At 52.4% G+C, this 15,921-nt stretch carries 30 protein-coding genes; 20 read left to right on the top strand and 10 right to left on the bottom strand.

The annotated features are described in order from the left end of the window. Positions 1 to 587: 587 nt before the first annotated feature. The 8 genes from BV390_RS26100 to BV390_RS31660 form a co-directional block, all read right to left on the bottom strand. Positions 588 to 1,403, bottom strand: a complete 816-nt coding sequence (locus BV390_RS26100) for an antitermination protein (protein WP_047934965.1) — start codon at positions 1,401 to 1,403, stop codon at positions 588 to 590. Further along, positions 1,400 to 1,768: a RusA family crossover junction endodeoxyribonuclease gene (locus BV390_RS26095; protein ID WP_047934966.1), complete on the bottom strand. Its 369-nt coding sequence runs from the start codon at positions 1,766 to 1,768 to the stop codon at positions 1,400 to 1,402. The genes BV390_RS26100 and BV390_RS26095 overlap by 4 nt, the downstream gene beginning before the upstream one ends. Then, complete coding sequence (locus tag BV390_RS26090) at positions 1,755 to 3,134, bottom strand: replicative DNA helicase (protein ID WP_047934967.1); 1,380 nt, start codon at positions 3,132 to 3,134, stop codon at positions 1,755 to 1,757. The genes BV390_RS26095 and BV390_RS26090 overlap by 14 nt, the downstream gene beginning before the upstream one ends. Next, a complete protein-coding gene (locus BV390_RS26085; protein ID WP_047934968.1) occupies positions 3,131 to 4,009 on the bottom strand; it encodes an ATP-binding protein in 879 nt (292 codons plus the stop codon). Before BV390_RS26085 ends, BV390_RS26090 begins: the two co-directional genes overlap by 4 nt. Positions 4,010 to 4,024: 15 nt before the next feature. Further along, positions 4,025 to 4,870 carry a hypothetical protein gene (locus BV390_RS31665; protein WP_047934969.1) on the bottom strand — a complete coding sequence of 282 codons (846 nt, stop codon included), beginning with the start codon at positions 4,868 to 4,870 and terminating at the stop codon, positions 4,025 to 4,027. Then, the gene (locus BV390_RS26075; protein WP_047934970.1) at positions 4,867 to 5,166 is read right to left on the bottom strand and encodes a hypothetical protein; all 300 of its coding nucleotides are present in this window, start codon (positions 5,164 to 5,166) and stop codon (positions 4,867 to 4,869) included. Before BV390_RS26075 ends, BV390_RS31665 begins: the two co-directional genes overlap by 4 nt. 90 nt (positions 5,167 to 5,256) lie before the next feature. Next, a complete protein-coding gene (locus BV390_RS31230) occupies positions 5,257 to 5,550 on the bottom strand; it encodes a hypothetical protein (protein ID WP_047934971.1) in 294 nt (97 codons plus the stop codon). A 1-nt stretch (position 5,551) separates the two neighbouring features. Further along, entirely contained in the window at positions 5,552 to 5,761 is a 210-nt protein-coding gene (locus tag BV390_RS31660; RefSeq protein WP_072060157.1) for a hypothetical protein, read from the bottom strand. A 104-nt stretch (positions 5,762 to 5,865) separates the two neighbouring features. Between BV390_RS31660 and BV390_RS26060 the strand changes: the two genes are divergently transcribed. The 20 genes from BV390_RS26060 to pepT all read left to right on the top strand — a co-directional run bounded on the left by BV390_RS26060 (position 5,866) and on the right by pepT (position 14,286). Further along, a complete protein-coding gene (locus tag BV390_RS26060) occupies positions 5,866 to 6,567 on the top strand; it encodes a LexA family protein (protein WP_047934972.1) in 702 nt (233 codons plus the stop codon). Between the two features lie 140 nt (positions 6,568 to 6,707). Then, on the top strand, positions 6,708 to 6,908 hold the full coding sequence (locus tag BV390_RS26055) for a hypothetical protein (protein ID WP_132731349.1): 201 nt from the start codon (positions 6,708 to 6,710) through the stop codon (positions 6,906 to 6,908). Continuing rightward, positions 6,905 to 7,111, top strand: a complete 207-nt coding sequence (locus tag BV390_RS26050) for a hypothetical protein (protein ID WP_047934974.1) — start codon at positions 6,905 to 6,907, stop codon at positions 7,109 to 7,111. Before BV390_RS26055 ends, BV390_RS26050 begins: the two co-directional genes overlap by 4 nt. Then, positions 7,108 to 7,464 carry a hypothetical protein gene (locus tag BV390_RS31320; RefSeq protein ID WP_206098733.1) on the top strand — a complete coding sequence of 119 codons (357 nt, stop codon included), beginning with the start codon at positions 7,108 to 7,110 and terminating at the stop codon, positions 7,462 to 7,464. Before BV390_RS26050 ends, BV390_RS31320 begins: the two co-directional genes overlap by 4 nt. A gap of 242 nt (positions 7,465 to 7,706) precedes the next feature. Continuing rightward, positions 7,707 to 7,922 (top strand): hypothetical protein, encoded by a 216-nt coding sequence (locus BV390_RS26035; protein ID WP_227517253.1) that lies wholly within the window; start codon positions 7,707 to 7,709, stop codon positions 7,920 to 7,922. After that, positions 7,900 to 8,259, top strand: coding sequence for a hypothetical protein (locus BV390_RS26030; protein WP_227517252.1), 360 nt, complete (start codon positions 7,900 to 7,902; stop codon positions 8,257 to 8,259). The genes BV390_RS26035 and BV390_RS26030 overlap by 23 nt, the downstream gene beginning before the upstream one ends. After that, positions 8,259 to 8,489 carry a hypothetical protein gene (locus tag BV390_RS26025; protein WP_085397485.1) on the top strand — a complete coding sequence of 77 codons (231 nt, stop codon included), beginning with the start codon at positions 8,259 to 8,261 and terminating at the stop codon, positions 8,487 to 8,489. The genes BV390_RS26030 and BV390_RS26025 overlap by 1 nt, the downstream gene beginning before the upstream one ends. Positions 8,490 to 8,501: 12 nt before the next feature. Then, positions 8,502 to 8,720, top strand: coding sequence for a ParE family toxin-like protein (locus BV390_RS31655; RefSeq protein WP_085397484.1), 219 nt, complete (start codon positions 8,502 to 8,504; stop codon positions 8,718 to 8,720). Then, entirely contained in the window at positions 8,717 to 9,148 is a 432-nt protein-coding gene (locus tag BV390_RS26015) for a hypothetical protein (RefSeq protein WP_085397483.1), read from the top strand. The genes BV390_RS31655 and BV390_RS26015 overlap by 4 nt, the downstream gene beginning before the upstream one ends. Positions 9,149 to 9,191: 43 nt before the next feature. Further along, the gene (locus BV390_RS26010) at positions 9,192 to 9,710 is read left to right on the top strand and encodes a hypothetical protein (protein ID WP_085397505.1); all 519 of its coding nucleotides are present in this window, start codon (positions 9,192 to 9,194) and stop codon (positions 9,708 to 9,710) included. Positions 9,711 to 9,715: 5 nt separating this feature from the next. Continuing rightward, positions 9,716 to 10,423, top strand: a complete 708-nt coding sequence (locus BV390_RS26005; RefSeq protein ID WP_085397482.1) for a Rha family transcriptional regulator — start codon at positions 9,716 to 9,718, stop codon at positions 10,421 to 10,423. Then, complete coding sequence (locus tag BV390_RS26000; protein WP_085397481.1) at positions 10,416 to 10,850, top strand: hypothetical protein; 435 nt, start codon at positions 10,416 to 10,418, stop codon at positions 10,848 to 10,850. Before BV390_RS26005 ends, BV390_RS26000 begins: the two co-directional genes overlap by 8 nt. Next, positions 10,834 to 10,959: a sodium:solute symporter gene (locus BV390_RS25995; RefSeq protein WP_085397480.1), complete on the top strand. Its 126-nt coding sequence runs from the start codon at positions 10,834 to 10,836 to the stop codon at positions 10,957 to 10,959. The genes BV390_RS26000 and BV390_RS25995 overlap by 17 nt, the downstream gene beginning before the upstream one ends. Then, positions 10,956 to 11,180, top strand: a complete 225-nt coding sequence (locus tag BV390_RS25990) for a hypothetical protein (protein WP_085397479.1) — start codon at positions 10,956 to 10,958, stop codon at positions 11,178 to 11,180. Before BV390_RS25995 ends, BV390_RS25990 begins: the two co-directional genes overlap by 4 nt. Before the next feature lie 242 nt (positions 11,181 to 11,422). Next, positions 11,423 to 11,650, top strand: a complete 228-nt coding sequence (locus tag BV390_RS31225; RefSeq protein ID WP_165905783.1) for a hypothetical protein — start codon at positions 11,423 to 11,425, stop codon at positions 11,648 to 11,650. Further along, positions 11,650 to 11,964: a ClpX C4-type zinc finger protein gene (locus tag BV390_RS32005; protein WP_047934983.1), complete on the top strand. Its 315-nt coding sequence runs from the start codon at positions 11,650 to 11,652 to the stop codon at positions 11,962 to 11,964. Before BV390_RS31225 ends, BV390_RS32005 begins: the two co-directional genes overlap by 1 nt. After that, the gene (locus BV390_RS25975) at positions 11,964 to 12,317 is read left to right on the top strand and encodes a phage protein NinX family protein (RefSeq protein WP_047934984.1); all 354 of its coding nucleotides are present in this window, start codon (positions 11,964 to 11,966) and stop codon (positions 12,315 to 12,317) included. The genes BV390_RS32005 and BV390_RS25975 overlap by 1 nt, the downstream gene beginning before the upstream one ends. After that, complete coding sequence (locus tag BV390_RS31220; protein WP_165905780.1) at positions 12,301 to 12,447, top strand: hypothetical protein; 147 nt, start codon at positions 12,301 to 12,303, stop codon at positions 12,445 to 12,447. Before BV390_RS25975 ends, BV390_RS31220 begins: the two co-directional genes overlap by 17 nt. A gap of 7 nt (positions 12,448 to 12,454) precedes the next feature. Continuing rightward, entirely contained in the window at positions 12,455 to 12,718 is a 264-nt protein-coding gene (locus BV390_RS25970) for a pyocin activator PrtN family protein (protein ID WP_085397478.1), read from the top strand. Positions 12,719 to 13,056: 338 nt separating this feature from the next. Further along, a complete protein-coding gene (pepT, locus tag BV390_RS25965) occupies positions 13,057 to 14,286 on the top strand; it encodes a peptidase T (protein ID WP_032696297.1) in 1,230 nt (409 codons plus the stop codon). Here pepT and tehB read toward each other — a convergent pair. Together tehB and tehA are read right to left on the bottom strand one after the other, a co-directional pair. Beyond that, entirely contained in the window at positions 14,283 to 14,879 is a 597-nt protein-coding gene (gene tehB, locus BV390_RS25960) for a tellurite resistance methyltransferase TehB (protein WP_032699994.1), read from the bottom strand. The two genes, pepT and tehB, sit on opposite strands and share 4 nt — an antisense overlap. Further along, entirely contained in the window at positions 14,876 to 15,880 is a 1,005-nt protein-coding gene (gene tehA / locus BV390_RS25955; protein ID WP_032687916.1) for a dicarboxylate transporter/tellurite-resistance protein TehA, read from the bottom strand. Before tehA ends, tehB begins: the two co-directional genes overlap by 4 nt. Positions 15,881 to 15,921: the final 41 nt, after the last annotated feature.

Below are 15,921 nucleotides of genomic sequence, written 5' to 3'. Positions count from 1 at the left end.
GCGGGACCTGATAATAAAAAAGCCATGCAAATGCATGGCCTTGTGATTTGAATCCGTTATTTACAAAATGTATTCGAGACAGTATCTTTCGACTTCCGGACAAAAAAACAATACCGGGACAAAATCTAAATGTAACTGCCTTGCCTGCATGAAACCATGCGGGCTTTTTTTTTGCCCAAAGAAAAAGCCCACCGAAGTGGGCCTTACAGCTATCATCATTTTTATATTGGGTGTGGTGCCGGGTGCCTCCCGGTGAGCCGCCGCCAGTCCGGGGACGACTCGCAATAAGCGCAAAAATAAATCAGACTGACAATGCCCCTCCGCATAGGGGGATTCACCACGTCATAAATTTAACATCTGACAAATTTCGTTTCAATGCAATATACGACGATGTGACAGGGGTACTGATGCAATGCATCTCGCGAATACCCCTGTCGTATCGCCGGAAAGCAAAAACCCCGCCGGGTGGCAGGGTTAGTAATCGGTTTCATTTGGATGTAAGTATCCATGATTAGAAGCATACAGGACACTTTTATGCAAAGTCAACTCTATCGTGCAAAAAAGTGTCGCCATATGCTTTGATCACTTCAGTAACTGGTCGCTTTCTCAAATTCCGCCGCAGCCTGTTTCTCCCCTTTGCAGAGCATATCCACCAGCCTTTCATAGAATGGCTTCCAGTTGCGTGACCATGAGGACTGGTGCAGGTCCGGAATATGCAGCTGAATTGCACGGTGGGCATCCGCAGATTTTACACTGGTGAAACCATTACCGGAGCAACGCTCACAGGTTTTATATACCGGGGCCCCGCGCTCTTTAGTCTCTTTGCGATCCAGAACCTGGCCGGAACCACCGCAGCGGCAGCGGGCGTTAATCATCCCTTTGCCGTCACAGGCTTCACATTTAGCGCTGGAGATGGCAGTTACTTCGGTCCACTTCTCCCAGTCGGACGGACGAACAGCGCGTGACCTTTTCGCCCAATAAGGCGCCTTACCCCACGGGTATGTGACTTTTCGCTCCGTGATAGTCGTCTGCATCTTCCCCGTACCGCTACATACCCTGCAGACCCCGGTTGTTTCAGCTGAACGGGAATACTCCGCAAAGGCAAATTTCGCCAGCACCAGGCAGCAGCGCCCCAGCGCTTTACCTGCGGCCTTCCGCACGTTTTTAGGTGCTGTATCAAGGGCATGTCGCGCCAGCGCCTGAACGGCCAGTTGCTCATCGGTTTTACTGATGCCCGCCTTACCGAAGAACGCCGCCAGCCCGAATCGTGCGCGGCTGCTGGTCACCCCGATCCCGGTCATAACGTCTGTACCATTCAGGCGATTCGGCGATGTGCTTTTCACGTCGTCGCTGATATGCATCCCCTGGGGGCTAAAGTGTTTGAGTGCTGATTCCAGTTTCATGCGGCCACTTCTCCGATATCAGAAATTAAAATTTGTCCGGTTACACCCCAGAGCTTTGTCACCCGAAAGTCCCAGATGTGAGCGTCGTCAGCAAACAACGCATCCATCAACGCTTTAATCATGTTGTCGGCATCCGGCTTTTGCTGGTGAGCCTGACCATCCATTGCTGCACGTTTTTTCTGGCTCCAGCTCTCCGGCATCGGCAGGATGAAAGTAATGTGACTTCCCGCCTCTGGCATAACGACCTTCTTCAGCCTGACCTCATCACAGAACGCCCGGTAACGAAGCACTACTTCTCGTTGTTTCCATTTGTCGGCGCGGGTTTGTCGGGGCTTGCCCATTGGGGTGATGTTAAAAATCTGCATTATTCTCCTGGCTCCCTCTGGTATAGCGACGTTGCTGCGTTTTAGGTTTGGGGGTTGAGCGCTGGCGGGCTTCGTCCTGGTCGATCGGCAGGAAATGCCCGTTATAGAACCGGCGATAAATTGTCCCCAGTTCGCCGTTGCGTTGTTTTGTCACGTTGATTTCGGCTATGCCCTTTGCAGGTGATTCCGGGTCGTAAACTTCATCGCGATACAGCATCAGGATTAGGTCAGCATCCGCCTCAATCTCCCCGGAGTTCTTTAGGTCAGAGTTCATCGGGCGCTTGTTGGGGCGAGATTCTACCCCGCGGGATAACTGGCTCAGGGCGATAACTGGCGTTTTGTTGGTCTTGGCGAGACGTTTCAACCCCTTTGACAATTCCCCTACCGCCAGGTCATAGCGGGCCGTGCTCTGAATTTTGATCAGCGCGAGATAGTCGATGACCACCAGGGCAATTTCTGGATGCTCCAGCTTATAGCGGGTTGCGGTTTGTACAATCTGGTCGATATTGAGGTTGGTTGCGTCGGTGATCCAAACGCTGCGGTTAACCAACTGCTCCATGCCGTTAAAGAATCGCGCCCAGTCTTCATCCTCAAACTTTTCGACTGCCTTCAGTCTGGATACAGGCATACCGCCAGCGGCAGAAACCATGCGTTTGGCGATCTGCGTGTCGGACATCTCCATGCTGAAAAACAGAACACCATGCCCCTGTGCAGAGACCTTCTCGATAATATCCAGCGCCAGCTCTGTTTTGCCCATCGAGGGACGCGCCGCGATAAACACCAGATCCGTGGATTCAATGCCACCCGTCTTCTCGTCAAGATCCTCAATGCCAGTAAGCAGGCTACGGGTTTCCTCCCTCCCCTGGCTGCGGGACTCTACCTCGTCAGCCACGGCGGTGAGCAGATCGGAAATATGGACAGGCTGCACAGTATCTGCAGAAATATCGATGGCTGAAACCACCTGTTTTACGGACTCCAGGGCAGCCAGCGCAGCATCACCATTGCTGGCACTCTTAATCTGGTTTAGCACCTTTTCCAGTGCGGCCTCTGCATCACGGACACCGGCATTGCGACGCAGAACGTCGATGTAAGAGACCAAAGCCGATTTCGCCCAACTAACGCGGGTGGCCTCCAGAATGGTGGTCTGAAGCGCTGGCAGAGACTCACAGAGCAGCAGCGGATCAATAACTCCTCCACCGCGGGCTTGCCGACAGATGCCGGTATAGATTTCACGATACTGACGCACCGAGAACGTACTCGCCGGCAGCCGGGAAAGGATATCCAGTACCTCAGGGTCAGCACCTCGCAGGAACAATGCACCGATGACCGCCCCTTCCAGATCTTCGTTTTTCCACACAGGCGTCATGCAGACACCCCGTCTATGCCACGAAAGCTTTCCCAGTTGAACGCCAGGCGATTGCGACCGCCGTTGGTCACGCGGTCTACGATACGCTCGCCGATGGAGTCTTTGAGTTGCTCAAAGGTCAGATTACTAATCAGGATGGTGGGTAACACGCTTTCGTAGCGGGCGTTGATGATTTCCTGCAGGATGGCCAGTTCAGAAGCGCTACCAAACTGCACCCCCACCTCGTCGATAATCAGCAGGTCCAGCGATGCATAGTGTTCCAGCACGCCGTCTTCTGTGGTTTCGGAATTATGGCGCCACGTGCTTTTCACGGCCCGCATAACGCGCATCACATCAGTAATTTCAACCCTGGCGAGATGGTTACGGATGATGGCTTTCGCTGTCGAGATGGCCAGGTGGTTTTTCCCTGTACCGCAGTTGCCGGTCATCACAAGCCCCTTTCCGGTCGCAAATACCTGCGGCCAGTTTTCGGCATAATGGCGGCAGCCGGCCAGATTTTTGCTAGCCCCCTGATTCACCGGGCGATAGTTTTCGAATTCGCATTCTTCAAAACGGCGGGCGATGCCTGCGTTGTCCATCAGGTCAGCGACGCGTAACGCACGCAGCTCCGCGTCAATCTCTGCCAGTTGAGCACGGAGGCATGCAGGACATTGCGAATGTTTGAAATTCTCACCGCCGCGAAAAGCCTTTCCCACCAGCGTGAATCGCTCAAAATCTCCATGCTTTTCACAGGAGGTAATCTCGGTGTTTCCTGAGTTCCAGCCGCTGTATCCCCACGGGAGTTTGTGCTCCAGCGCAAAATTTAATTCTTCTGCAAGGCGCTCCCGATCGGCTTTCAGGTCGTGGCGCGCTTTTTGTTGGTTTAAATTTAACATGTCATTTCCCCTGAATTACCAGTCCCAACTTGATTCGCCATAGTTCTGCTCACTGAAGCCAGATACCGGCAGCACGCCAGGGCGCCCACCGCCGGGAGCGGATGGCGATTGCCAGGATTCTTCGAAGTGGCGATCGGGACCGAAGAACGTGGCAGCTTGCTTAACGAACTGGGTTCCGACGCTGCCGGTTGCGCGGGCATAGGCTGCATAGCGCTTAACACCTGCCAGCATGTCATCAGGCTTAACCCCGTCTTTCAGGCGAGCTTTCCAGGCTTTGAAAGCCCCCGCCTTGGAATTGCCACCAGCGCGTTTGGGGTAAGCATCCCAGGCTGTTTCGAACTCAGGTGAATAATCCTGTTTTGCAGGGCGTGCCGGTGCAGAGGCGTCAGCCGATGCGCCAATAGATTTAGTCTCTGTAGTAGTCTTTGTTGTAGTAACCGTTAGAGATCGGGCGTTTTTGCCTTCATCCATCGGTGCATCCTGCGCTTGTCGATCAGGGCAATTTGCCCCGTTCGATGAGGGTACCTGTTCCGCATCATTGAGTAGCTCGCAATCATGGTTGATGGTGTAGTAATTTGTCCGGTCATGCTGGGACTTATTGAGCTGCTCAACATCAAGACATCCCTGTTTGACGAGTGATGTAAAAGCGCGTTTAACGGTATCTGCTGACCAGAACGGGAATTGTTTTACCCACGACTCATAGCTGTTGAACACCCAGCGGCGGCCCTCAAAATTCACACCCTGCTCTTTGTCGTTAATCCAGTAGTTAACCTGTTGCAAGACAATCGCTTCGTTGAGACCGATGCGCGTGGCAAGCTCAGGGTTAATAACCAGTGGACGGAAATTAAATAGCATGCTCATTTCGCATCACCAGTAGTCGAGGTGATGGTGTACCCTAGCGCCGGCCCAAGGCACACCTTTAATCCAGTCACAAGGGCCCCTATTTGGCGAACGGTAAGATGACCAGCTTGCTCAAGGTTTTTCACTTCTTTGAAGATCATTTGCTTTGAACAGCAACAGAAATTTGCCAGGACATCATGCCCAAGGACGCGCTCACCTTCGCCATCCAGTGACCCTGCCATTAAGATGCGGATCATAATCAGGCGCTGTAGCGGGCTGGAGAACGGGTAGTGATGAACAAAATTTGTATTACTCATGCTGCACCTGCCAATTCTTTGTCGCGATTGCTCACGCTTGATTTGTAATCGAAAAATCTGGTATGGTTTTTCATGAAATTTCCCCCGAGGTCATTTCAAAACAAATGCTGTGTCGAAAGTCAGAACAGGCCGGGTTGAGCGCCACCACCTCTTCCCGGCTTTTTCTTTGCTGCTTTCCGTTCTGCGGTAGTTGTCTGCCCCAAAGCCCACTGACGGGCTCGAAAAAGGCAATCCGCAAAACAACTCCCCTTTTTGGTTGACTGCGACATGCAGCGGTAATGTTCCAGACCTTTGGCTACCCCCCCCCTGAACCACCGACGGCGCGAAGCCTTCTACGGTCAGCGCCGCCGTAATGTGCTTGCGAATGAAGTCTTCGGGTGACATGTCACACCTCATTGGAACCGTTGCTAATTCCTGGGTGGGTGTATGGGATTTTTGAATCCAAATGACATAAGATCGCAACATCCTCTGGAACTCCACGCATCTCCCACTTCCCTACGGCCTGACTACTTCTCGGTTTGCCTTTGCGTGGGAATCTTTTCCCGATAGCGGTATTTGTCTTAAATTGCTGCTTAAGGATTTCAAACAGAGTCATTTTCATCTCTCGGCGTCGAAACTATTGTATCAATCGATAGTAGCAAATAGAATCCAAAGTATCAAAACGAAATGTTACTTTAGTTTCTTTTAGGGGGATGACTCATGAGTTCGTTAGCAGACCGGTTGATAAGCCGACGCGAATTGTTAGGATTCACGCAAGAGGCTCTTGCCAAAAAAGCAGGTGTCACGCGGGTAGCTATCAGTAAAGCGGAGCTTGGACTAACAAAAAACTTTAACAGCAATACTCTTTTTAAGATCTCATCCGCACTTGGATGCGAACCTGAGTGGCTGCAGACTGGTAAGGGAACGCAGGAAAAACTGCCACAAACCCAACCACAAAAGAAACCTATCAGTGATACAGCTTGGGTTAATAACGTAACCGAGACCGTGCAACCACAGCGCAGATACAGCTACCCGAAGTTAAACTGGGTTCAAGCTGGTCAATTTGCGCAATGTGGCGATAACTATAATATGTATGATATTGAAAACTGGATTGATTCTGTAAAGTACGCTGGCGAAAGAGGTTTTTGGCTTGAGGTAAAAGGCGATTCTATGACTTCGCATGCAGGGGTAACCTTTCCTGAAGGTATGTCCATACTTATTGATCCAGAAAAAGAACCTTACTCAAACTGCTATGTTATCGCGCAAAAGAGAAGTAGCAGGGATGTTACTTTTAAAAAGTATGTAACTGACATGGGGGCTGGGTATCTGAAACCCCTCAATCCTCAATATCCTATGATCCCCCTAGATGATGAGTGCGAAATAATCGGTGTGGTTGTTGATGCCAGGTGGGACATATTTTAATTATATATCAATCAGATGCCGGCTATGCCGGCTTTTTTTTGGATAAGTAGCGAAAATAAAGTATCAAAACCACTTGCACCAAAATGATACTTTAGTTACCTTTAATTCACCGAGTAATCACTCTCATGGTGAATATGAAGATGATAACAGAAACCGAAAAAGTTAATTTCTGCTCCGATAGTTTGACTAAGCTTGGTCATTTTTTGTCGATGCTGTGTCAGGCTGTAAAAGATAACAACTGTGAACCTGATGATATTGAGGGGTGCCTTGGCATAGCTTGGGACATGGTTAACTCAATGCAGAAAACTATTAACAGCGCAAATAAAGAGGTGGAAGAATGAAAACCAACACCACCAACCACCCGAACCTCATTAGCGCGATGGAATACACTAATAACGTATGCGCCCTGCTCGTAGCACTTGAGTTAAGCGCTGAACAGCTTGATGCGGATACCATTAAAGAAGCATCCAATGGCATTCGGTACCTGGCTTCGCGAGCATATGAAGAACTCGAACGCGTACATAATTTTGAGGCAAACAAATGAATACTCCCGTTCAGATGCTTGAAACTATTTCTGCTGATATTATCGAGAATACTGTGCTTCTTGAAACCATCTACAAAAATAGCAGCGAAGACCACGAAACAGATTGCGCTATAGCTTGCCTGATTCGTTCAATGAAAAAGACGCTCGACACTGCGAATGAATATATCAACACGCTCAGCGATGTATCAGCCCCCCCCCCCCCCAACGGGACGAGAGCGGCGCTGATATTGTTGATGATGTTTTTCACGCGACCATTACGGCAAGAAAACTCGAAGAGCTTGCGCATATTTATAATGAGGCTTACTTCACAGATGAAGATAATGGCAAACCAGCCATGTATATGGCATCAGTAATCTTCGATTATGCGATAAAAGTTTGCAGTGAATTGAAAAACATCGAAGCAAAATTGAATTAACCAAAACAGTTTTAATTAACACCTTAACCGGTGGGGAATCCTGCACCCTAAATTTAGCGAGGGATTTATTATGACATTCATCATCGACCGAGCAGCATATAAATTAGCCCGCCTGTACGCGGCGAGCGGGCACGAACTTATTGCAGAATTGTACCTCCGCAAGGCTTATGGGAGGTAATAATGGCTGTGTCAGCAAAAAACATGACCTTGCAGGAAATAAGTATTACTTCAGAAAGGTTGCATCACCTGATTCAAACGGTGGCTGAAAACTACTACCAGCTTGAGGACGGGCAGCGATTCTCTCTTATTAACCTTGCTTACGATATATCAGCAGATATTGAAACCTGGATGAATGCCGAGGAGGAAAGGGACGGTGGAACGACAAAACGTAATTGAAATCTATCGCCGTAGAATTGCCATAGCAACTCTGCATCGGCTAAAGCGTAAAACAGGCGGGTATTGTCTTTCTGTGAACATGCCAGATAGCGATATTCAGGTTATCGAAATCAACGAAGAATCAATGCAAAAACTTCTGCTGAGATTCGAAAAACAGGTTCGCGCGGAATTTGGCTCAGAGTCTGATAGTTTTCTACGCAAAACGTATATGAACAGCCTTGATATTAACAGCCACACCGAATATTTGACCGAAACAGGCAAGGCGATTGTAGATGATATTTTTTCGGAATTAATCGCCCACGCAAAAGAAAAACATGTCAGCGGAGGAATTAACTGATGATTAGTCAGAATACATTTTCGCGCAATGGCGCTCCAACCCTTTCCCGGGTACTGGCGGTTGATCTGCATGTTTCTCCCGATTTTTCCGGGCGAGTGCTGGTTTATGTGCGTAACGGTCTGGTCACCGACCGCCGCCTTGCTGATGACGAGCATCTTTTGACGCTGACCGGATTTATCGAAATGGCCCGCCAGGCTGGTTGGAATGTTACCCCCCCCAGCACGAACTAACAGGAGATACCTGTGGCACTAACAGCAATACGCATTCCTGAGCGGGTACACCTGCAGGCGATGCAGGTCCTGCTGCGGTACCGCCGGAAGCGCATTTATGCACGGCGTACGCACCGCACGGGATATCTCAGCCTGAAGGTTAACCCACGCTGGCGGCTCTTATCGAAAGACGACGGCCGGAACTGGGAAGTGATGTCTCACGAAAAATATTCAGGGGAAATTAAACGATGATCGACAACCGCACCGCCAGCGCTATTGACCTGGCATTACAGAAGCACCACACGCCCGTCGGCGACCTTTACGCCGCTATTCGTCACGGCCGCATGAAGCGTTGCTTTAGCCGCGGTACCGCCATTAGTTGGCTGGCCCACTTTCTAACATCGCATGCCTTTGCTCTGTCCGGGTTTAAGCAGCGCCACCCTGATTACCTTGTGGAGCACGAAGGAAACGAAATGTGGCGCCGTGGCGAAACTACCGACGAATATCACCGCGCCCACCAGCGCACCGTTCGCCGTCTGCGTCGCATCCTCGCCCGCAAGCGTGAAATGCAGAAATGGTGCGAAAAGTGGGATGCCATGCACGACCGCTACGTGAAAGAGCGTGAAGAACTCAGGGCCAGCAAACCAGCAGAGGTACGCAATGGATCACACAGCATTTAACCCGGAACCAACGTCAACCGGCATCCGGATATCTGTAAACAGGATTACTGCCTACTCCGCTGCCATTCGTGAGCTGGATAACGGGCGCTATGACAAAAGTCTCGCCGACGGCATGAGCATTCTGGCCTGCATCATGGAAGCGGTAGAAAGCAGCTGGATCACGCTCACCATCGAGCAGCAAATCATCGTCTGGCGCTGGTTGCTCGCCGCGGTATTCATTACCGAGGAGCGGGAGAAGAACGGGACTGTCGACGTTCCGAACGACGAAGGTGGCATTGATGAGGCCGTTATCTACTCCGGTGAGCACGGTGCAATCAGCGTCTACCCAGGGCCGGAACGCTTTGCGCTCGCTAACCACGTTGAGGCCGGCGCCATCGAGAAATACGGGCAAAAGGAAGGGTTGCCGCTGGCGCTGCGCATGTATCAGGACATGGTCGTTTGTGACGACGAATGCGGGTTCCGGCTGTCATCTATGGGCCGGCAGGGCTTCAACATGCTGCACGACGGCTTTATCGAGCAAATCCAGACCGAGGGCATGCCAGGCATGCCGGTTATGCACTGAGGGAAATGATGATGAATAACTTGATCACCAGCAAGCCATCAATGACCAGCCTGGAAATTGCCGGGCTGGTAGAGAAGCGTCACGACAACGTGAAGCGCACCATTGAGATGCTGATTGTGCGCGGTGTAATCACTTCTCCTCAAATTGAGGAAAAGCCTACCGCCGGGCGCCCTACAGCAGTTTACGTTTTTGAAAGTGAAGAAGGTAAGCGCGACAGCATCATCGTCGTCGCCCAGCTTAGCCCTGAGTTTACCGCCCGCCTGGTGGACCGCTGGAAAGAGCTGGAAGAAGAGCGCTCCCGCCCCAAATCACAGGCAGAACTGATCGCAGAAATGGCCCTGCTGAATGTTGAGCAGGAGCGCCGCCTCTACCAGGTCGAAGAGCAGGTAGAAACGGTAGCGGAAGCGGTCGAGAACATTAAGCGCGGTACCATGCGGGCCGGGTACGTTGGTTATCGTCAGGTTGTCGCCAAGAGCGGTATGACTGATGCGAAATGCCGGAACCTGGTTAACGCCTACCGAATCCCGACTGATACGCACGAATTCATGACACCCGATGGCCTGCTTTCCCGCCGGGCTATCGTGGAGTTTGAACCGTTCATGAAAGCATTCCGCCAGATGATGTCCGAGGCAGAACCCCGCGGCACCCGCTGGTATCACCCGAAGATGGGCCTGTTTCAGGCTATTGGGTGGGAGGGCGGCCACGGTGAATAACGTTATCTGGCTGCCGGCCGGTTCTATCGAGGTGGCCCACCAGCGGGCCTTAACCTGGGTTTGCGATGCATATCTGTTTTATCTGGTCAGCCTGCACCGCCGCCCGGTGTATCGCCACCAGTACGGCGATATTTCGCTTAACCAGCCAGCGCTGCAGGGCTTCATTGACTCCTACCTCAAAGATAAAGGGTGGGACATAGAGCGCCGCCGTGCGCATTACATCAACATTCTGGACCTCATCAAATATTTGCACCGCAGCAATTCGCAATTTATCGACTGGGGAACAGTGCCGGCGCTTACGCCTCGGGGGATCCGCTGGATGAACGCCTGCCTCTCTCGCCTGGGTGAAATGGTTAACAGCTATGGCGGATGGAAAGGCTACATCACTGCTGTTGAGGAGGTGCAGACCAATGAAAAAGGTATCTGAACTGGCGATGTTCACTCTGTTTTTCTCCAGCCTTTCGGGGCTGGGGTTTGCCGCGGGTGTCTGCTGTTTCTTTGGTATTGCGCGATTACTGGCGAGGACTCTGGCATGAAAATCGATTATCAGGACTACGGATCCGTTGCAAACATTACGGTTACCAGCTCGGTATTCGAATTCCGCCGGCACAACCGGGCGATTGATGTAGCTCTGTTCCTGACACCGGGTATGACCAGCAATAGCAGCGGATTTTTCATCATGAAAACGGTATTGAGCGGTCAGACAAAGCACGCCCTCCGGGCCTACAAACATCTGCTGCGGGAGGCTAAGCGATGAGTATCAGCGAAAAACGGCTTAAAGCAATTGCCGGTGGTGAACCTTTCTTCCCGGGCGAGGTGGTAGCGATGGCTCTTGAGCTTCTGGCGAATTCTAAAGAAACATTGCAGCCGGAATATCCAGAAAAGCTCCCCTGCCCGGTCATTCTTGAACCCGGCTTCCGGTTTGGCAAAGGCGTCGGCACTCACCTGGTATTGCGGGCGCTTCAGAACCGCGCTGAACGTTACGCTGAACTGGATGCTATGGGGCCGGAGGCACGCGCAGAACATGATGCTGCTATTGCTGAACTTCGGGAAAAGCTGGGATTTAGTGCGCCAGTTAAGACGGCCATCAAAGTGAAGCTGCCAGGCCTTCCGCAGCTTGGCTCTGATGCTGAATGGTATTTGGGGTTTGCTGCCGGAGCCGGGAGTATGCGCGAAGCCTGCGCAGCCGTGATTATGGCTGCCGGCATTGAAGTGGAGGTGAAGTGATGCCTGTTAATCCCTTTATTGAATATTGGCGCCAGATGCCGCAGCGCGAGCCAGATCCGAAAACGGTTTGCAACTTCTGCAAGCAGGTTATCGCTGAAGACAAACTGATCTCCGGGCCCAGCGTAAACATCTGCACCGAATGCGTAGACCTTTGCAACGACATTATTGCCGATCGGCAGGATGAACACCGCAAAAAGACAGTTGAGGATATGGCAAAAACACTCTGTGAGCGCGACACGGCCCTGGTGGCTGAAAGAGCCATTGCGCTCGCCAGCAGCATTTTCGATGCAGGGTACCGCAAGGAGGAGCTCTGATGAATTACAGCAAATTATCAGATGGCGAAATTAGCTTACTGGTTGGACAGCGGCTCAAGCCGGGATACGAGGTGATTCTTCACCCCAACAATCCAAAGGGGGCGCAGCTTTTGTGGGAGACATTTGGCAGGAAGCATAGCTATGGATTTTTCCCTCTCGCTAGACCCGAGGACCTTTTCTCGGCAATGAAGAAATACCGGATAGGGATCGCGCCTGCCGGTAAAACGGTCTGGAAGGCAACGCACGAATCAGGGCTTCAGGTTAATCACAAGAACCCGCTACGAGCGGCAGCTATAGCCTTCCTGATGCTGCGGGATGCGATGGAGGCAAAGAGCGATGAACAGAGAATTTGAAATCTGGGTCCGGCTGCGCTACGGCGGCCGGTATGACCTGACGCGAGACGATCACGGCTACTATTGCCGGGAAGTGGTTAAGCGGATGTATGAGACGTGGTGCCACTGGCGTGGCCTGAAAGTGGTATGAGGTGAAGATGAATACGATGTTTTTGTTAATGGCCGAATACGGGTCGGCTACCGTGCCGCTCAGTCAGGTGTGCGAAAAGTATTTTGGGCTGAAGCCGGCAACAGCGGAAAAACGCGCTGCTATGGGTGAGCTCCCTATTCCAACCTTCCGCGCAGCAGAGAGCCAGAAAGCCCCGCGCATGATCCATATTCAGGACCTTGCGAACCACATCGATGCGCAGTTGAAAAAAGGCCGCGATCTGCTGGAACAGATGAAATGCGGTGGTCAGTGACACCGTAACCGCAACTCCGGATGCCGCCCATTATGTAGCATCCGGTTTTATTTTTGCATTACATAGCACCCCTATAGCACCCCATAAACACCTATCTAATTGATATTTATCACATCACATCCGGCGATCCTTCGGAGCAGTAAACCAGCGTTTTTGCGCTCACGGCGGAACCAAACGTGAGTGCCGTTATTGTCAGAGCAAGCGTGGTGAGTTTGCGTTGCATAACGTTTTCCTTTTTTAATTTGTCAGCTAATGAATAGCTTGTTGTTTTCCTGCTCATACATAACACTAAAGCCAGATTGCAAACACCTGAAAAAATAAATAAAGAAGGAATCACTATGCCATCTCCACTTGCCAGTCAATTGACCCAGCGCTTCTTCCGCTACCTGGCCATCAGCAGCCAAAGCGACCCGCGCGCTACCACGCTGCCAACCACGCCGGGACAACATGAGATGGCCCGCGAGCTTGCCGACGAGTTACGCCGCCTTGGGCTGGACGATATCGTGATTGATGACCATGCCACCGTCACCGCGGTAAAAAGAGGGAATGTCCCGGGCGCGCCGCGGATTGGCTTTATCACCCACATCGACACCGTGGACGTCGGGCTGTCCCCGGACATTCATCCACAAATTTTGCGTTTTACCGGCGAGGATCTGTGCCTGAATAGTGAAAAGCAGATCTGGCTGCGGGTTGCCGAGCATCCGGAGATTCTCGCCTACCCGGACGAAGAGATTATTTTCAGCGATGGCACCAGTGTGCTCGGCGCCGACAACAAATCGGCGGTCACAGTGGTGATGACGGTGCTGGAAAACCTGACGCCGGAACATCGTCACGGTGATATCGTGGTGGCCTTCGTCCCCGATGAAGAGGTGGGCCTGCGGGGGGCGAAAGCGCTGGATCTCAGCCGTTTTGCCGTCGATTTTGCCTGGACTATCGACTGCTGCGAACTGGGCGAGATCGTGTATGAGAACTTTAACGCCGCGGCGGCGGAGATTCGCTTCACCGGGGTGACCGCCCATCCGATGTCCGCCAAAGGTGTGCTGGTCAACCCGCTACTGATGGCCGCCGATTACATCAGCCATTTCGATCGCCTGCAGACGCCAGAACACACCGCTGGACGCGAAGGTTACGTCTGGTTTAACGGCATTCAGGGCGATCAAAACAGCACCCTGCTGCAGGCCAGCATTCGCGATTTCGACAGCGAGAGCTTTTTACGCCGCAAACAGCAGATTGGCGACGTCGCTGAACACATTGCCGCACAATACCCGACGGCCAGCGTCGAATTTTCGATTAGCGACACCTACAGCAACATCAGCAATGCCATTGGCGACGATCGCCGGGCCATTGACCTGATGTTCGAAGCCATGGAGAGCATTGGCGTGACGCCAAAACCTACGCCGATGCGCGGCGGTACCGATGGTGCGGCGCTCTCGGCAAAAGGCCTGCTAACGCCCAACTTCTTCACCGGCGCGCACAACTTCCACTCGAAATTTGAGTTTTTGCCGCTGCGCGCCTTTGAGGCCTCGTATCATACGGCGTTACAGCTCTGCCTGCTGGCGGCCCGTTAAACCGGCTTTTGCGCCAGCATGGTGGCAAAACGCAGTTTGATACGGTTGCCGTTGGCATCGGTGCGGTGCAGCTCGCCCACCTCTTCGTTGTACCTGAGGAACGACCAGCCGGCGTAGTAGCGCCGCAGTTCCTCAGGTTTAAAGGCAAACGGGAAGCCAACGGTGCAGGGATAATCGTCGGTGTCCATTGCCGCAACGATCAGGTTGTAGCCGCCCGGTCTGGTGCAACACTGCATGTTCGCGATGAGTCCCGGAATAGTTTTCGCTTCAAGGAACATCAGTACCACGGTGGAGAGAATAAAGTCATATTCACCGTCGAAGCTTAAGCTATTCAGATCCTTGACCGCCGCCTGGAGATTGCTCAGCTCTTCCTGCGCACGAATGCTCTCCAGATTATTGATGCTCATCGGGTTTTTATCCCACGCCGTCACATCAAAGCCGTTTGCCGCCAGATAGAGGCTATTGCGCCCGTTGCCACACCCCAGATCCAGCGCTTTTCCCGGCGGCACCTGGGTCGCGGCATAGACCACTTCCGAGTGGGTACGGGTCAGCCCGTATTTATCAGTAAAGTAGTTTTCGTCACGGATAGTCATGATAAGTCCTTATTGTTTAATAATGTGGCCCGGTCGACGCGAATCAGCAATTTCCCCCGCAGCAACAGCAGAAACGTGCGTAGCAACAGCAGTCCAATAATCAGATTGGTAAAGATAAACAACGGAATCGATAAGTAATGGAACAAGCCGCTCGGCTGGCTGTGTCCAAGATGCAATCCGGTGCTGGCCAATGCGGAAATACCAAAAGAAAAGCTCCAGAAGGACGCATTGAACGGCTGCCGCAGGTACCACGGCATCAGACGTAGCATAAACAGCAGTTGTAAAAGGCCATAGCCAAACAGCAGTTTGGCGAACGTATCCGCCTCTGCGCCGTTGACGCTGAGCCAGGCGCTGCACGCCACCAGCGCTGGCGCCAGCTGGATACCCAGCGAGGTGCGCATCGCGGCGGGCAGTTCGCCATGGCTGCGTAGTCGTTGCAGAATCACCGGCTCCAGGCTCAGCCACGAGAAGATCCCGGCGCCAAGAAACACCAGCCCGGCGTCGTTAAAGCCGAGCGCCCCGCAGGCCATCGCGCTGATGAAATTGTTTGCCACCGTCGGTAAATAGAGTCCCGGCGTGGTGGCGTCGCTCGGGTGTTTTCCGCGCCATAGCCCGGCGCTCTGCCAGGCGGAATAGCTCAGCTGGAGCACCACGCCAAGGCTGAACAGCAGCAGCGAGAGCGGACGAAACCACGGTACGAAGCCGATAGCCACTAACATCGTGGTGGCGGGAAACAGGCTGACAAAGCTGCTGGCAACCGGATGGCGCATCTCCTGCAGCACGCTCCACGGGAAGCGAATGGCCCGGGAGATAAACGCTATCGTCAGCAGCGCCCAAATCATTGCCGCCAGCGCCACCAGACCATCGCCGATAGCCCGACTCACCGGCCAGAGGGTGCTGGCATAGCGCCACGCGAAGCCCATACCGATCGTGCCCAGCACCATGCCAAAATAACCTGCAGGTAAATTCAGGACCTGCCGTTCAAGCGGTTTTTTATTCATTTTATTTATTTTTTCAATTTATCTTTAAGTTGCATTTTAAA

It is taken from the genome of Klebsiella sp. YJ, assembly GCF_002108615.1.
Lineage (GTDB): Bacteria > Pseudomonadota > Gammaproteobacteria > Enterobacterales > Enterobacteriaceae > Klebsiella > Klebsiella planticola.
This window is presented reverse-complemented; position numbering and strand designations above follow the sequence as displayed.

Bases quoted from the DNA above. Each gene is read 5' to 3' on its own strand.
- BV390_RS31660 (WP_072060157.1), bottom strand. From the start codon at position 5,761: ATGACTCTGTTTGAAATCCTTAAGCAGCAATTTAAGACAAATACCGCT.
- BV390_RS25995 (WP_085397480.1), top strand. From the start codon at position 10,834: ATGAAAAAGGTATCTGAACTGGCGATGTTCACTCTGTTTTTCTCCAGC.
- BV390_RS25975 (WP_047934984.1), top strand. From the start codon at position 11,964: ATGAATTACAGCAAATTATCAGATGGCGAAATTAGCTTACTGGTTGGA.
- tehB (WP_032699994.1), bottom strand. From the start codon at position 14,879: ATGACTATCCGTGACGAAAACTACTTTACTGATAAATACGGGCTGACC.
- BV390_RS31220 (WP_165905780.1), top strand. From the start codon at position 12,301: ATGAACAGAGAATTTGAAATCTGGGTCCGGCTGCGCTACGGCGGCCGG.
- BV390_RS26050 (WP_047934974.1), top strand. From the start codon at position 6,905: ATGAAAACCAACACCACCAACCACCCGAACCTCATTAGCGCGATGGAA.
- BV390_RS26100 (WP_047934965.1), bottom strand. From the start codon at position 1,403: ATGAAACTGGAATCAGCACTCAAACACTTTAGCCCCCAGGGGATGCAT.
- BV390_RS32005 (WP_047934983.1), top strand. From the start codon at position 11,650: ATGCCTGTTAATCCCTTTATTGAATATTGGCGCCAGATGCCGCAGCGC.
- BV390_RS26090 (WP_047934967.1), bottom strand. From the start codon at position 3,134: ATGACGCCTGTGTGGAAAAACGAAGATCTGGAAGGGGCGGTCATCGGT.
- BV390_RS25990 (WP_085397479.1), top strand. From the start codon at position 10,956: ATGAAAATCGATTATCAGGACTACGGATCCGTTGCAAACATTACGGTT.
- BV390_RS25970 (WP_085397478.1), top strand. From the start codon at position 12,455: ATGAATACGATGTTTTTGTTAATGGCCGAATACGGGTCGGCTACCGTG.
- tehA (WP_032687916.1), bottom strand. From the start codon at position 15,880: ATGAATAAAAAACCGCTTGAACGGCAGGTCCTGAATTTACCTGCAGGT.
- BV390_RS26095 (WP_047934966.1), bottom strand. From the start codon at position 1,768: ATGCAGATTTTTAACATCACCCCAATGGGCAAGCCCCGACAAACCCGC.
- BV390_RS31225 (WP_165905783.1), top strand. From the start codon at position 11,423: ATGGGGCCGGAGGCACGCGCAGAACATGATGCTGCTATTGCTGAACTT.
- BV390_RS26005 (WP_085397482.1), top strand. From the start codon at position 9,716: ATGATGATGAATAACTTGATCACCAGCAAGCCATCAATGACCAGCCTG.
- BV390_RS31230 (WP_047934971.1), bottom strand. From the start codon at position 5,550: ATGTCACCCGAAGACTTCATTCGCAAGCACATTACGGCGGCGCTGACC.
- BV390_RS26025 (WP_085397485.1), top strand. From the start codon at position 8,259: ATGATTAGTCAGAATACATTTTCGCGCAATGGCGCTCCAACCCTTTCC.
- pepT (WP_032696297.1), top strand. From the start codon at position 13,057: ATGCCATCTCCACTTGCCAGTCAATTGACCCAGCGCTTCTTCCGCTAC.
- BV390_RS26015 (WP_085397483.1), top strand. From the start codon at position 8,717: ATGATCGACAACCGCACCGCCAGCGCTATTGACCTGGCATTACAGAAG.
- BV390_RS26055 (WP_132731349.1), top strand. From the start codon at position 6,708: ATGATAACAGAAACCGAAAAAGTTAATTTCTGCTCCGATAGTTTGACT.
- BV390_RS31665 (WP_047934969.1), bottom strand. From the start codon at position 4,870: ATGAGCATGCTATTTAATTTCCGTCCACTGGTTATTAACCCTGAGCTT.
- BV390_RS26075 (WP_047934970.1), bottom strand. From the start codon at position 5,166: ATGAGTAATACAAATTTTGTTCATCACTACCCGTTCTCCAGCCCGCTA.
- BV390_RS26060 (WP_047934972.1), top strand. From the start codon at position 5,866: ATGAGTTCGTTAGCAGACCGGTTGATAAGCCGACGCGAATTGTTAGGA.
- BV390_RS26085 (WP_047934968.1), bottom strand. From the start codon at position 4,009: ATGTTAAATTTAAACCAACAAAAAGCGCGCCACGACCTGAAAGCCGAT.
- BV390_RS26035 (WP_227517253.1), top strand. From the start codon at position 7,707: ATGGCTGTGTCAGCAAAAAACATGACCTTGCAGGAAATAAGTATTACT.
- BV390_RS31320 (WP_206098733.1), top strand. From the start codon at position 7,108: ATGAATACTCCCGTTCAGATGCTTGAAACTATTTCTGCTGATATTATC.